Origin of the sequence: Candidatus Pelagibacter sp. HIMB1587 (assembly GCF_052047775.1) — a bacterium.
GTDB lineage: Bacteria > Pseudomonadota > Alphaproteobacteria > Pelagibacterales > Pelagibacteraceae > Pelagibacter.
Genome location: NZ_JBNAJJ010000001.1, coordinates 111,209 through 125,417 on the forward strand (window position 1 = coordinate 111,209; position 14,209 = coordinate 125,417).

16 protein-coding genes are annotated in these 14,209 nt (G+C 29.7%); 9 read left to right on the top strand and 7 right to left on the bottom strand.

Features of this window, described 5'->3' with window-relative positions:
- The first annotated feature begins 5 nt into the window (after nt 1–5).
- Both ACTTBE_RS00610 and ACTTBE_RS00615 read left to right on the top strand, forming a co-directional pair.
- Complete coding sequence (locus ACTTBE_RS00610; RefSeq protein ID WP_440676738.1) at nt 6–656, top strand: pilin; 651 nt, start codon at nt 6–8, stop codon at nt 654–656.
- An 8-nt stretch (nt 657–664) separates the two neighbouring features.
- Nucleotides 665–1,120 (top strand): hypothetical protein, encoded by a 456-nt coding sequence (locus ACTTBE_RS00615; protein WP_440676739.1) that lies wholly within the window; start codon nt 665–667, stop codon nt 1,118–1,120.
- Between the two features lie 6 nt (nt 1,121–1,126).
- On the opposite strand, the gene ACTTBE_RS00620 is transcribed toward ACTTBE_RS00615, so the two are convergent.
- Nucleotides 1,127–1,522 carry a hypothetical protein gene (locus ACTTBE_RS00620; protein ID WP_440676740.1) on the bottom strand — a complete coding sequence of 132 codons (396 nt, stop codon included), beginning with the start codon at nt 1,520–1,522 and terminating at the stop codon, nt 1,127–1,129.
- A gap of 130 nt (nt 1,523–1,652) precedes the next feature.
- Between ACTTBE_RS00620 and ACTTBE_RS00625 the strand changes: the two genes are divergently transcribed.
- The 3 genes from ACTTBE_RS00625 to ACTTBE_RS00635 all read left to right on the top strand — a co-directional run bounded on the left by ACTTBE_RS00625 (nt 1,653) and on the right by ACTTBE_RS00635 (nt 3,197).
- Nucleotides 1,653–1,910 carry a hypothetical protein gene (locus tag ACTTBE_RS00625; protein ID WP_440676741.1) on the top strand — a complete coding sequence of 86 codons (258 nt, stop codon included), beginning with the start codon at nt 1,653–1,655 and terminating at the stop codon, nt 1,908–1,910.
- 107 nt (nt 1,911–2,017) lie between these two features.
- On the top strand, nt 2,018–2,566 hold the full coding sequence (locus ACTTBE_RS00630; protein ID WP_440676742.1) for a tetratricopeptide repeat protein: 549 nt from the start codon (nt 2,018–2,020) through the stop codon (nt 2,564–2,566).
- Between the two features lies 1 nt (nt 2,567).
- On the top strand, nt 2,568–3,197 hold the full coding sequence (locus ACTTBE_RS00635) for an SOS response-associated peptidase (RefSeq protein WP_440676743.1): 630 nt from the start codon (nt 2,568–2,570) through the stop codon (nt 3,195–3,197).
- 31 nt (nt 3,198–3,228) lie between these two features.
- Here the strand turns inward: ACTTBE_RS00635 and ACTTBE_RS00640 are convergent, their stop codons facing one another.
- On the bottom strand, nt 3,229–4,716 hold the full coding sequence (locus tag ACTTBE_RS00640; RefSeq protein WP_440676744.1) for a DEAD/DEAH box helicase: 1,488 nt from the start codon (nt 4,714–4,716) through the stop codon (nt 3,229–3,231).
- A gap of 84 nt (nt 4,717–4,800) precedes the next feature.
- Nucleotides 4,801–5,286: a YajQ family cyclic di-GMP-binding protein gene (locus ACTTBE_RS00645; RefSeq protein WP_262589405.1), complete on the bottom strand. Its 486-nt coding sequence runs from the start codon at nt 5,284–5,286 to the stop codon at nt 4,801–4,803.
- A 62-nt stretch (nt 5,287–5,348) separates the two neighbouring features.
- Here ACTTBE_RS00645 and ACTTBE_RS00650 point away from each other — a divergent pair, with 62 nt between their 5' ends.
- On the top strand, nt 5,349–6,368 hold the full coding sequence (locus ACTTBE_RS00650; protein WP_440676745.1) for a D-2-hydroxyacid dehydrogenase: 1,020 nt from the start codon (nt 5,349–5,351) through the stop codon (nt 6,366–6,368).
- Between the two features lie 18 nt (nt 6,369–6,386).
- Here ACTTBE_RS00650 and ACTTBE_RS00655 read toward each other — a convergent pair whose 3' ends face one another.
- Genes ACTTBE_RS00655 through ACTTBE_RS00670 form a run of 4 tightly spaced genes read right to left on the bottom strand, consistent with a single transcriptional unit; the run spans nt 6,387 to nt 11,755 of the window.
- Complete coding sequence (locus ACTTBE_RS00655; RefSeq protein WP_440676746.1) at nt 6,387–7,349, bottom strand: oligopeptide/dipeptide ABC transporter ATP-binding protein; 963 nt, start codon at nt 7,347–7,349, stop codon at nt 6,387–6,389.
- Nucleotides 7,342–9,204 (bottom strand): dipeptide/oligopeptide/nickel ABC transporter permease/ATP-binding protein, encoded by a 1,863-nt coding sequence (locus ACTTBE_RS00660; RefSeq protein WP_440676747.1) that lies wholly within the window; start codon nt 9,202–9,204, stop codon nt 7,342–7,344. Before ACTTBE_RS00660 ends, ACTTBE_RS00655 begins: the two co-directional genes overlap by 8 nt.
- The gene (locus ACTTBE_RS00665; protein WP_440614524.1) at nt 9,201–10,142 is read right to left on the bottom strand and encodes an ABC transporter permease; all 942 of its coding nucleotides are present in this window, start codon (nt 10,140–10,142) and stop codon (nt 9,201–9,203) included. Before ACTTBE_RS00665 ends, ACTTBE_RS00660 begins: the two co-directional genes overlap by 4 nt.
- Before the next feature lie 56 nt (nt 10,143–10,198).
- Nucleotides 10,199–11,755, bottom strand: coding sequence for an ABC transporter substrate-binding protein (locus ACTTBE_RS00670; RefSeq protein WP_440676748.1), 1,557 nt, complete (start codon nt 11,753–11,755; stop codon nt 10,199–10,201).
- A 143-nt stretch (nt 11,756–11,898) separates the two neighbouring features.
- On the opposite strand from ACTTBE_RS00670, the gene ACTTBE_RS00675 reads away from it, so the two are divergent.
- Genes ACTTBE_RS00675 through ACTTBE_RS00685 form a run of 3 tightly spaced genes read left to right on the top strand, consistent with a single transcriptional unit; the run spans nt 11,899 to nt 14,206 of the window.
- Entirely contained in the window at nt 11,899–12,534 is a 636-nt protein-coding gene (locus ACTTBE_RS00675; RefSeq protein WP_440676749.1) for a DUF1028 domain-containing protein, read from the top strand.
- Nucleotides 12,534–13,739, top strand: a complete 1,206-nt coding sequence (locus tag ACTTBE_RS00680; RefSeq protein ID WP_440676750.1) for a M20 family metallo-hydrolase — start codon at nt 12,534–12,536, stop codon at nt 13,737–13,739. Before ACTTBE_RS00675 ends, ACTTBE_RS00680 begins: the two co-directional genes overlap by 1 nt.
- A gap of 17 nt (nt 13,740–13,756) precedes the next feature.
- Nucleotides 13,757–14,206: a YtoQ family protein gene (locus ACTTBE_RS00685; RefSeq protein WP_440647635.1), complete on the top strand. Its 450-nt coding sequence runs from the start codon at nt 13,757–13,759 to the stop codon at nt 14,204–14,206.
- Nucleotides 14,207–14,209: the final 3 nt, after the last annotated feature.

Below are 14,209 nucleotides of genomic sequence, written 5' to 3' on the forward strand. Positions count from 1 at the left end.
TAATTATGAAATATAAACAAAATGGTTTCTCTTTAGTAGAACTTTTAGTTGTTGTTGCAATAATTGGAGTTTTAGCGGGAGTAGGTATTGTGGGCTATGACAGTTATGTAGATTCTACTAGAACAAAAGTTTTAGAGCAAAATTATAGTACAATTAGTAAGTATATGGAAACTGAAACTATTATTGTTCAAAATGATTTAGGAAGTGCTACACCTGAGTATGATGATAGTAATACCCTTACTGGTGACATGATAGATGGAGACACAACGTGTAAACAGTTTTTAATTTCAATGAAAAATTACTTTTTAAATTCTGGAGTAGCTCAAGGTGATTTTAAAAATCCATGGAAAAAAGAAAAGACAAGTATAACAATTGATAATGAATCTTGGGGAAACCATAAAAGAGGTATGATCCAGATGTTTTGTTATAAATCTACTGGTGGTTATGGATCAGGCGGTGGTTGTCCAATGTCTAAGGCAAGATTTAGAGTAATTATTCATAGAGATACAGGAGATTATTCTCATAAATCAATTGGTGGATCATATTTTGCGGATAGCGTGGATGATGCTAAAGCTGACTGCGGGTGGAGCCAAAGTGAACATGGTGATTGGCACACAGGTAGTGATAGCATTGATACAGATGCTGACTACGATTAGTAAAAATAATGAAAATATACATAGCTTTATTTATCTCATTAATAGTTACCAATTTTGCTAATGCACAGAATACAAATATTAATATAGATAGAAATTTAAATCTTACATGTGCTTTTGAAAAAGTAATTTTAAAAAATCCAGATCATAACTTTGAAACGTTTACAAAAGATCAAATTAAGAGAGATGATATTACTAAATTAGTAATAGAGTCTAAATCACCAAATGTATTAAACATCAAAAATTTATCCAATTTTATTGATAAAATTGAATTAGACGTAAAAATTTCTAATAAAGATATCGTTTTGATCCAAGCTCTTGATGATAATAAGAATTATTCTGAATCAGCTGTTTTAACTTTTAAAACAGGAGAACTTATTCATGAGATAACAAAAAATATTAATCAAAAAGAAAAAGAAAAAGAAATCTTATTTTATAACTGTAAGAATAAAAATCAAAACACTTGATGGTTTTTAACCAAATAATTCTAATAATATTATCAATTTGTATAAATAATAGATTATAGAAAGAGCTATAGAAACTTTTACCACTCGTGGCCAAAACCAATTTTTATTATTACTTGCACTTCTCCACATCGCAATAGTAATTATTAATGTATAAATCAACAGTATTGCCAACTCTATTACGAGTATAGTTGAGTAAAAATTATTAATATTTGAAAAAATTTGTTTAATAATTAACTCAGGATTTTGACTATAATTTATAAGAGATTTATCAATCGAATCTAAAGCAAAAAAAAATGTTATAAAAATTATTAAGCTAAATATTAATTGGTATAGAGTTCCATAAACCCAGAATGTTTTTCCAAGTCCGTAATAACCTTTAATTAAATTTTTAAAAAAATTCATTAATTTTCTATTGTCGCAATAATAATTAAAAAATAAACAAAATATTTAAATCTATTAAGCAATAAAGAGAATTTTTGATAAATAAATATTTTTTTTTCCATATAATAATTTAAAGTGAAATAATAATTTCATGAAAAAAGTACTAATCACATTATTTTGTTTAAATTTTATTTTTTCTTCAGCTATTGCTGACTCACTCGGAAATCTTAGAACAGTAAATCATTATCTATCAAATGGATTTAATTTAGAGAGTACAATTTTAATAAATGATCAAAAAATATTGTACAATCTTGAAAATAATGGTTCACCAAAAATGCAATTTGAGCCTAAGTTAATTACTTGCATTTATAATATAAAAAAAGAAACCACCAATTGTTACAAACCTTAAGAATTTTCATCTTAATAAATTTATAAATTCATTTTGAAGTTGTAAAAATATGATCATATTGTTTTAAGAATAAAGACTCTATTGTTCACATTTGTTAATATTTGATTATGAAAAAGTCATTTATAGTAATTTTGATTTTAATATTTTCACAATTGCAGTCTTTTGCAAATGATCGAGATATAAAATTAAATCAATTATTCAATGAGCTTAAAGTTAATAAAGCAAAGGTAGCATCTATTGTTGAACAAGAAATTTGGTCTTTATGGAGCACTCATCCAACTGACGAAAAATTGACTGCTCGTTTAGAAGAAGGTTCAATGTTTGTTAGAAACCAACAACCAAAAATAGCAAGAGAAATATTTACTGAAGTAATAAAACTTGATGAAAATTGGGCTGAAGCCTGGAATAAGAGAGCAACTGTACTTTATATGTTAGGAGAATATCAAAAATCACAAGATGATATTGATAAAGTTTTGGAATTAGAGCCAAGACATTTTGGTGCTTTAGCAGGGCAGGGTTTAGTAAATATTCAGTTAAAAAATTTTGAAAAAGCAATTAGAAGCTACAAACAAGCGCAAGAGATTTATCCTTCCATGCGATCTCCAGAAATTATGATAAAACAAATCGAAGATTTAATGAAAGAACAAACAATTTAAAATGTGTGGAAGATACGTTGTTAAAAATCCAGTTACCAAAACTAGTACTCTAGTTAAATCTGCAATTCAGGTTGAGGATAATGAAAACTATAATGCTCATCCTTATCAAAAACTTCCAGTTATAAAAAAATATAAAAATGGAAATACTTTAGAAGCTTTGAAATGGGGTTTAGTTCCAAGCTGGGCAAAAGATAAAGATTTTAAAGCTCTGATTAATGCACGACTTGAGACAATTGATGAAAAGGTTTCATTTAAAAAATTGATTAAAAACAATAGATGTGTTGCTGTTGCAGATGGATTTTATGAATGGAAGAGGGAAGAGAAAGAAAAAACTCCTCATTACTTTACTCGTGAAGATGCTAATACCATTTATTTTGCAGGGATATTTGAAGATGGTCAGTTTTGTTTAATTACAGAAGAAGCAAAAGAAAATATTAAGGAAATTCATCACCGTCAACCAGTTATTCTTAATCAAGCGGATGTTAATAGATATCTAAATTTAGAATTACAAGGATCAGCGTTTCTTAATGAACGTAAATCACCAAATCTTATATTTCATGAAGTTTCAAAAGATGTAAATAAGCCTACAAACAATAGTGCTTCTTTAATTCAAAATGTAACTACTAGTTAGATAGTTTTTCAAAAGATCTATAAATTTAATTTTATTTACGTTTATGCTTTTTGAATGAAAAATTTTTTGGTCTCTTACGATTTTTAAATTTATTTTTTTTCTTAAATGATTTTTGTTTAAAGTTTTCATTTTCCATTGGATTTTCTTGTTTTTTGCTAAAATATTTTGGATTATTTGTGTATCCAACTGTTGTTTCTTTTTTTTTAAATTTAGATCTTTTGTGATCTTTATTAAAAGATTTTTTTTTATCTTTAAAGTTTGATCTTTTGTTATCATCTTTTTTGCTAAATTTTTTGTTTTTATTAAAACTAGATTTTTTTTTATCTTCTTTTTTAAAGAATTTATTTTTATCTCTAAAATTCCTCTTTTTATTGAATGATTTTTTTTCTTTTTTATTTTTCTTCGATCTATTTTTTTCAATTTCTTGAAAAGTTTTAAAATTTGGATCTATTAATTTTTGTATAGATCTCCACATATTTCGATCGCTATTGGTTAAAAAGGTCAAAGCAGAACCATCTTTTCCAGCTCTACCAGTTCTACCTATTCTGTGAATATAATCTTCTGGAACTTGTGGAAGATCATAATTAATTACATGTTTTATAACAGGAATGTCTAAACCTCTTGCAGCAACATCTGTTGCTACTAGAATTCTACTATTACCATTTCTAAATCCTTTAATAACTCTGTCTCTTTTGCTTTGTCTAAGATTACCATGGATAGCATCAGCTTTATGACCATCATATTTTAATCTTTTTACTATTTTATCAGCACCATGTTTTGTTTTAACAAAAACTAGAATAGATCCACTTCTTTCAACTAATTGATTAATCAACTCATGATATTTTTTGTCTGTTGTAATTTCGAAAGTTTCTTGTTTAATTTTTTCAATTGGTGTCGATAAAGACCCGACTGATATTCTTTCAGGATTATTAAGATATTTTTGAGAAATCTTTAAAATGTTTTCAGGCAAAGTTGCAGAAAACAATAATGTTTGATGATCTTTTGGAATAAATTTTAAAATTACTTCTATTTGTGGGGTAAATCCCATATCTAACATTCGATCTGTTTCATCTAGAACCAGGTAATTTACATTTGATAAGTTTAAACTTCTACGTTCAATGTGATCGTTAATTCTTCCAGGGGTTCCAACTATTATTCTTGCTCTTTTTTTTAATTGTCTAAGTTGTTTTTGCATACTCTCACCACCAATTAATAGAGCATTACCAATTCCTATTTCTCTAATATTAAGTTTTAAAACAGTTTCCATTACCTGTGTTGCAAGTTCCCTTGTTGGACAAATTATTAATGCCATTGCTTGCTTATCTTTTAAAAGCTTATTCAGCATTGGAATTGTGAAAGCTAAAGTTTTGCCAGTACCGGTTTGAGCAGTTCCTAAAACATCTTTTCCTTCTAAACTAATTGGTATCGATTGACTTTGAATAGGGGTTGGGGTTTTAAATTCAGCTAATTCAATTGATCTTTTTAATTTATTTTCAATATTTAGATCAGAGAAGTTCATTATGTCGGGATTGGTATAAATTTTAAGTAATTGAGTGTCTGCTTATATCTTTTTGTACCAAATACAATAAATAGTTTGAAAAGATTAATCTCTAAAGTTTACAAAGTCTATTGGAAGCCCAATATCAATAGCTTTAATTGCTGCTATAGCTTCTTGAAGGTCATCTCTTTTTTTACCATCTACTCTTAATTCATCACCTTGAATTTTTACCTGAATTTTTAGCTTAAGTTTTTTAATGTCAGCTATAACTTTTTTTGCGTTTTCTTGGCTAATTCCTTCTTTAAGTTCACTTACTTGTCTTATTGCTCCACCTGAAGCACCTTCCGAACTTTTAACTTCTAAAACTCTTGGATCTACTTTTCTTCTTACTAAATGTGTTTGTAATAATTCATTAACTTGCTTTAATTTTAATTCATCAGGAGCATTGGTTGTAACTGATTTATCTTTTCGCTCTATAGTGATGTGAAGTCCTTTAAAGTCATATCGATTACTTATTTCTCTTAAGCAATTTGCTAAAGCATTATCAAATTCTTGATAATTAATTTTACTGATTACATCAAATGAAGGCATAGTTATTTATACAATAATCTATTTTTTATTAAACGAAATTAAAGATAATATTAATTTAAAATATGAAAAAAATTAAAATTCACATCAGAAATAATCATTGGAAAGAGGGATTTTTGCCTTGTGATCCTGAAGGTGAGAAAAATAATACAATCACCAAGGAAGAAATTGAAAAGGGATTTGATCAATATACAGAGTTAAGAGACAAAGTAGAATATTTAATTGATTGGGATGATGATAATTTTGTCTCCTCAATTAAATCAGCTGACATTTTACTCGGCTGGCAGTTTCCAACAAAAGGTTTAAAACAAATTGCACCTAACCTTAAATGGATCCATGTGATTTCTGCTGGTGTTAATCATTTATCTCCTTTTGATTGGATGACAGAAGATTTAGTTTTAACAAACAGTAGTGGCGTTCATGCTAAAAAAGCGGGTGAGTTTGGTTTGATGAGTATATTAATGCTCCAAAATCACATGACTAGAATTGTAACCAACCAAAAAAATAAAGAATTTGTATCTTTACTTGGAAAACCTATAGAAGGAAAGAAAGTAGTTGTTATTGGAACTGGTTCTTTAGGTGGTTCAATGATTAAACATATCAGTAAGCTTGGAGCTGAAGTTATTGGTGTAAATAGAAAAGGAAAAGATGTTGAGGGATGCTCTAAAGTTATTACATTTGATAAAATTGATGAAGTTTTACCTCTAGCTGATTTTTTATATTTAGCAGTTCCAGAAACGGAAGAGACCAAAGGATTAATTAATAAATCAAGATTAGATAAATTAAAATCTGCATGTGGAATTGTAAACATTGGAAGGCAATCTGTTTTAGATTACGAAGCTTTAAGAATTAAACTTCAAAATAATGAAATTGCTGGAGCAATTTTAGATGTATTTTCACAAGAGCCTATTCCAAAAACATCAAACCTTTGGGATACTCCAAATTTAATTATCACTCCTCATATTTCATCTGATAGTGAGGGTAATTATATTGAGATGGTTCTTAAAATTTTCTTTAAAAATTTAAAATTATTCATAGAAAATAAAGAATTGATTAATCAAATAGATAGAAATTTAGGTTATTAGATCTGGTTTAAACAATTATTAAATATTTGGGAAAAAACATTTATATTTTCTATTTTCTTTATCAGTTTCTGAAGGATTAATATCTTTACATTTTTCAGTTTTATTTTCACATCTAGAATAAAACGAACATCCTTTAGGTGGATTAATTGGATCGGGTAGCTCTGTTTCAACTAAACTTTGAATTTCAATTTTTTGATTAGTTTTAGGTACACTATTTAAAAGTAAATTTGTGTATGGATGATAAGGTTTTTGAAATAATTCTTTAGCATCAGATTTTTCAACTATATCTCCAAAATACATAACCATTATTCTGTCACATATAGCTTCTATCACAGCAAGGTCATGACTAATTACAATATAAGACAATTCAAATTTTTTCTGTAAATCGTTTAATAAATTTAATATTTGTGATTGAACCGAAACATCTAGAGCAGAAACTGGTTCGTCTAAGATTATAATTTTTGCTTTTGAGAGCAATACTCTTGCAATACCAATTCTTTGAGCTTGGCCTCCTGAAAATTCGTGTGGGAAACGATTTAAAAATTCTTCCTTTAAATTAACTTCTTTAATTATGCTTTTAATCTCATTTTCAATTTCTTTTTCATCAAGATTTCTAAGATATTTTAAAGGTGCTGCTAAAGATTGATAAATTGTTTTTCTTGGATTGAGACTACTGATTGGGTCTTGGAACATATATTGAATATGATTTGGTAGTTCATACTTTTCATAATTATTTATATCTTTGTCTTGTATCTTTATTTCTCCAGAAGAAGGAGTAATTAATCCTGCCAACATTTTTGCTAATGTTGATTTACCACAACCAGACTCGCCAACTATTCCAAGTGACTCTTTTGCTTTTAAATTAATATTAATATTGTTTACGGCTCTTAGATTTATTGATTGCTTGTTAAATAAACCTTTATTTTTTGAATAAAACTTTGAAAGATTATTTGCAGATAAAATGTCCATCGTATTATTCATGAGGATATAAACACCTAACCTCACTATCTCCTTTCTGAACTATTTTGACATCTTCATTTAAGCAGTTATCTTTTTTAATTAAGCACCGACTAGCAAATGAACATCCAATTTCTTTCTTATGTGTAATTGATTGGGGACTACCTAATATCGTTGGAAGTTTTCTTTTGCCAAATCCAATATGAGGAACACACTCCATTAACTGACTAGTGTATGGATGTCTTGGTTTGCTCATTATATTTTCTGTTTTACCTTCCTCAACAATTTGGCCTCCATACATTACAATCACACGATCACAAATTTGTGAAACAACTCCAAAGTCATGTGAAATAAATAAAACGGATAATCCTCTCTCTTTTCTTAAAGTATCCAGTAATGATAAGATTTGAGCTTGAACTGTAACATCTAATGCAGTTGTTGGTTCGTCTGCAATAATTAATTCTGGATCATTAGTTAATGCCATTGCAATAGAAACTCTTTGTCTCATCCCGCCAGAAAGTTCATGAGGATAGGAATTCCATACATTTTCAATATTAGGAATTTGAACTAACTTTAATAATTCCTTACCTTTTAATATAGCTTCATTACTTTTTTGATGATTGTGTTCAATAAATGCTTCTTCAAGCTGTTTTCCAATTTTAATCAGAGGGTGTAGGGTAGAAAGAGGGTCTTGGAAAATATATGAAATTTTATTTCCTCTTAACTCTCTAATTTGTTCATAGTTCATTTTTAAAATATCATCACCCTGAAATTTTACAGATCCATCAACAATCACACCTGGAGGAGAGGCAACAAGACAAGTAATTGATAAAGCTGTTACTGATTTTCCCGAACCACTTTCACCAATTAACCCTAAACATTCACCTTTTTTTATATCAAACGAAACATCCTTAGATGCTAGGTGTAATTTGTTATCAAATTCAAAAGCTGTAGTTAAATTCTGTACTGATAAAAAAGAATTGTTATTATTTTCAACATTTCTATTTAATTTAATTTGAGTAACAGGTTGAGGTTTAACTAATTCTCCTTTGCTTAATCTTGGATCTAATGCATCTCTAATACCATCACCAAATAAATTAACTCCAATAACAATTAAGAAAATCATAGCTCCAGGCACATATGAAGTATGAGGATTTACAATTAATGAACTTCTCCCTTCTCCAAGCATTGAACCTAAATCAGCTTGTGGAGGTTGCGAACCTAAACCTAAAAATGATAGACCAGCTGTCTCTAATATCATCCAGCCAACGGTCGTTGAAATTGTAACGACTATTACCGGAAGAATATTTGGAAAAATTTCATAAATAATAATTTTAAAATTACTCATCCCAGATAATCTTGCAGCATCAATAAATTCTTTGTTAGCAATCGTGACAGTGACACCTCTGATGTTTCTTGCAAAAAAAGGAATGTTAACTAAAGCAACTGCAATCATAGCATTAAAAAGACCGGGGCCTAAAACAGCAACTATTGCAAGTGCTAACAGAATATAAGGAAAAGCCATTAAGACATCAATGATACGCATAATAACGTTGTCAGTTTTATTTCCATAAAACCCAGCAATAGTTCCAAGTATTGATCCTATAGTTGCTGAAATTAAAGCTGCTGATATTCCAACCAATAAACTTAATCTAGTTCCCCATAATAATCTTGATAACAAATCTCTACCTAAGTGGTCTGTACCCAGTAAGTATCCTTCTGAAAAAGGTAAAAGAAATCTGTCACTAGTTTTAATGACATCAGGATCTTTTAAAGGCAACAAGGGACTTAGAAATGAGACTACAAAAATAACAACTAATAAAATCCCACCAAATAATGCAAGTTTGTTTCTTGAAATTAATTTTAAGAAATTAATCATTTAATCCTTGGATCTAAATATCTTTGTAACAAATCAACTGCAATATTGAATAATACATAACAGGCAGCAACAAACATGACGCCACCTTGAACAAGTAAAATATCTCTTTTTAAAATTGCATCGACCAACATTCTTCCAACACCTGGCCATTGAAAAACAATTTCAATAAAAACAGATCCAGATAAAACAAATCCAGCCTGCAAACCTAAAATTGGAAGAATAGTGACGATTGCAATTCTTAAAACATGTTTGAAAAGTACATTTCCTTCTCTAACTCCTTTAGCTCTTGCTGTTCTAATATAATCTTGTCTAAGTATTTCTAAAACAGAGTTTCTAGTTATTCTTGCAACTACTCCAGTTGCAACTAAGGCAAGTGCTATTGCAGGCATAATTAAATGATGAATTAAATCTAAAAAATCACCCCCACCATAAATTGCATACATTCCTGATACAGGGAGCCATTGAAGATTAACTGCAAATAATAAAATCATCATCATTCCTAAAAAAAATGATGGTAATGAAATTCCAGTTAAAACAGTAAAAGTGATTATCTTATCTGTAATAGTGTATTGTTTAAATGCTGAGATTGTTCCAATTAAAACTCCAACAACAGAGCATAAAATAAATGCAGTCCCTGATAAAATTAATGTAGCATTAAATCTTTCTAAAATCTCATCCAATACCGGACGATTTAAAGCAAACGATCTTCCAAGATCACCTTGAACCAAATTACCAAGCCAAATGAAGTATCTTTGAACTAATCCCTTATCTAATCCTAGCTGTTCATTAAGAAGTTTTACATTCTCTGGTGTTGCATAAGAACCAAGTATTGCTGTTGCTGGATCTCCTGGAATTAGTGAAATAATAAAAAAAACTATAATTGTAATACCTAAAAGTACAGGAATTGCAGATAGTAATCTTTGAAGGAGATAATTCATGATAATACCCTAGGCTTTTTTATGCCTAGGGCAACTATTATAATTCTTAACTTTTTTTAGTTTTTCTTAACGTCTTTTAATAAAAGTAAGAATGAAGGTTGAAGTGAGAAGTTACTCACTTTGTTGCTAGTAACTGCATTTTGTTTCCAGTTAGCAACAAAAACCCATGGAGCATCTTCTTGAACAATTTCTTGCATCTCTTGATACAGTTTTGCTCTTTCTGCTTGGTCAGTAGATGATCTTGCTTTATTTAAAAGATCATCAACTTTAGGGTTTGAGTAATATCCAGAGTTAAATCCTCCTTTGTCAGGCCAAGATTCTGTTCTTAGCGCTAAGAAAGGAAGAGTATCAGGATCGTTTGTCATCCATGCCATTTCTGCCATGTCTGCTTTTCCTTCTAAACCTGGGTTTACTTCACCTAGGAACGAGTTCCATTCAAAAGTTTTGATTTCAACATCAAAACCTACAGCTTTAAGATCTGCTTGAATTGCAGTTCCCATTGCAACAGGATCTAACATTCCAGAACCACCTTCAGTAACATAGAAAGTAAGTTTTGCACCTTCAACACCTGCTTCTTTAATTAAAGCTTTAGCTTTAGCAGGGTCATAAGGATATGGTTGTAAACTATTGTTATACGCCCAAGCAAATGCAGGAGGTGTTGGTCCAGCAGCTATGGCAGCTGTTCCTTCTAGCACGTCATTTACAATTGCTTGCTTGTTAATTGCATAATTAGCAGCTTGTCTTACTTTCTTATTAGCAAAAGGACCTTCTTTTGCATTTAAGATCAAGAACCAAACGTGAGGTCCAGCTTGTTCAACTACGCTAAATTTACTTCCACCAAATTTACTTAATGATGCAGGAGGAACTTCAACCATCATGTCAATTCCACCTGAAAGCATTTCAGCAACTCTAGTGTTAGCATCAGTTATAGGTCTAAAGACAACTGCATCTGTTCCAGCTTTTCCATCCCAATAACCAGAGTTTTTGTCTACAACAACTCTTTCATTTGATTTCCATTCATTAAATTTGAATGGACCAGTACCAGAAGGATTTCTTCCAAAATCTTTTCCGTGTTTTTTAACACCTGCTGGTGAAACAATTAAACCTGTTGGATACGCTAAGTTAGATAAAAAAGGAGCGTAAGGCTCATTCAATGTAAACTTAACTGTATTAGCATTTACTACATCAACTGATTTGATTGCTGAAAAAAAGAAAGATAGCGGGAAAGGTCCTGTATTATGATAAGGATGATCTTTGTTTAACATTCTATCAAAGTTAAACTTCACTGCATCAGCATTAAAGTCTGATCCATCATGAAACTTAATTCCTGATCTTAAGTTGAATGTATAAACTGTTCCGTCGCTACTAATGTCCCAACTTTTTGCTAAAGCTGGTTCAACTTCTAATTTTCCGTCTGTATATCTTACAAGTCCATCATAGATATTCATTACGATTCTAAAGTCATTTACAGCCGTAACTGTACTTGGATCTAAAGATTTTGGCTCAGCTATTTGACCTACCACCAATACTTTGGCGTTAGATGCAACTGTAAAACCAGTTATGAAAACTAATGATAAAAGACTAATAAAAAACGTTCTTAACTTTTTTAACATTTTATCTCCATCGTTGTATTTATTATAAATAAAGCCTAACAATTGATAATTTTGAATTCAACCCGATCATTTGTTCATTTCAGTTTTTTTCTGGTTAAAAAAAATAGTAAAATTAAGCAATTTTGTAGTAGGCTATTTATGTTATGACATTTTCAATTTTAGCTAGAAATCCAAAAACGGGCGAAATAGGCGGAGCTGCTGCTACAGGAAATCTTTGTGTAGGAGGATGGGTTTTAAGAGGAGATATAAAAAAAGGTGTTACTGCATCACAAGGTTTTTATCCAAGCACTATTTGGGGTGAAAATATTTTAAATAATTTAGGCAAATATTCACCAACAACAGCAACCAATAAAGTTATCAAAAATGATAAGCAAAAACATTACAGACAAGTTGCTTGTTTAAACATATCTGGCAAAGGTTTTTCATTTACAGGAAATAAAAATACAAAATATTTTAGTCATATAGTTTTGCCAAATTTGGTTGTAAGTGGAAACATGCTGTCCAATGACAAAGTGATCAATAAAATTGTGGATAATTTTAAGTTTAAAAATGAACCATTAGCAAAGACATTGGTAGAAGCTCTTAAAATAGGCAAAAAGTTTGGCAGCGACAAAAGAGGATTGATGTCTGCTGCATTACTGGTCTTTAAAAAAAACAATCCACCACTAAATATAAGAGTGGATCATGATACAAATCCATTGGTAAAACTAGAAAAAATTCTAAAAATGACTAATAAAACTAAATATAAAGAGTGGTTAAAAAAACTTCCTACTAAATAATGATTATACAAAATTATATTGAAAAAATTGCAAAATGTTCAAAACCTGCAGAAGGGGTAACGAGGTTACCTTTTACTAAAGAACATAAATCTGCAAATAATCTTCTAAAAAAATGGATGAGTGATGCTGGATTAAAAATTAGTTTAGATGCAGCTGGAACTTTAATTGGCAAATACGTAAGTCCTAAAAAAAATGCCAAAACATTATTGATAGGTTCTCACCAAGATAGCGGTTACAACTCTGGAAGATATGATGGTATCATGGGAGTGATACTTCCAATTTTAGCTTTAAAAGAATTAAAGAAAAAAAAAATTATTCTTCCTTATAATGTAGAAATTTTAGCTTTTGCAGATGAGGAAGGTGTTAGGTTTCCAACAGCATTGATGGGACCAAGATCATTAGCAGGAACATTTAATAAAAAAGATTTAAAACTTAAAGATAAAAACAATATTTCTATTGAACAGGCTTTAAAAAGTTTTGGATGTAATCCATCAAAAATTAATTCATTAAAAAGAAATAAAAAAGATCTACTAGGTTTTTTTGAGGTTCATATTGAACAAGGACCAGTTCTAGAAAGTAAAAACTTAGCAGTTGGAATAGTGAATGGTATTTCTGGAATATCTAGATTTAAACTTGAAATCGAAGGTTATGCTTCTCATGCAGGAACTACTCCAATGCATCTTAGAAAAGATTCATTAGCTGCAACTGCAGAAGTAATTAATGCTGTAGAAAATTTGGCTAAAAAAAATAAAAACTTTTTAGCAACGATGGCATCGATTGAGAATAGACCAAATAGTGTAAATGCTATTCCTGCAAAATCACTATCTTTTGTAGAATGTAGGAGTGTCGATGATAAAAAAAGAAAAAAAGTAGAAAAAGAGATTTCTAAAAAAATCGGGCTAATTTGTAAGAAAAGAGGTCTTAAATTTAATTTAAACAAAACTTACGATCAAAGTGCTGTTAGTTGTGATAAGAAAATTATGAGTACACTTAAAAAATCATTTCAGAATTTAAAATTAAATCCATTTGTATTGATGTCAGGAGCAACACACGATGCATCAGCAATGTCTGATTTATGTCCTATTTCAATGCTTTTTGTAAGAAGTCAAAAAGGTTTAAGTCATAACCCAAAAGAATTTACTATCGAAAAGGATATGCAAATAGCAGTCAAAGTTATTGAGAAATTTTTAATTAATTTTAATTGATTTAATAAGAGGTATTGATGTTGAAAGTATATTTAGCAGGAGAAATTCACACAAATTGGCGAGATGAAATTATTGATGAATGTAAAAAACAAAATTTAGACATTCAATTTTCGTCTCCTGTAACAGATCACGCATCTTCAGATGATTGTGGAGTTGAAATCTTAGGTCCTGAAGAGAAAAATTTTTGGAAAGATCGAAAAGGGGCTAATATCAATTCAATTAGAACTAAAAAATCAATCAAAGAAAGCGATGTGGTCGTTGTTAAATTTGGTGAAAAATACAAACAATGGAATGCAGCATTTGATGCTGGATATGCATCTGCATTAAACAAATCTATTATAGTTATTCATAGCGACGATCATCAACATGCCCTTAAAGAGGTAGATGCTGCAGCATCAGCTGTTGCCTCAGATCAAAAACAAGTTGTCAGAATTCTAAAATATGTTCTAGAGGGCTCTTTAAAATAAAAT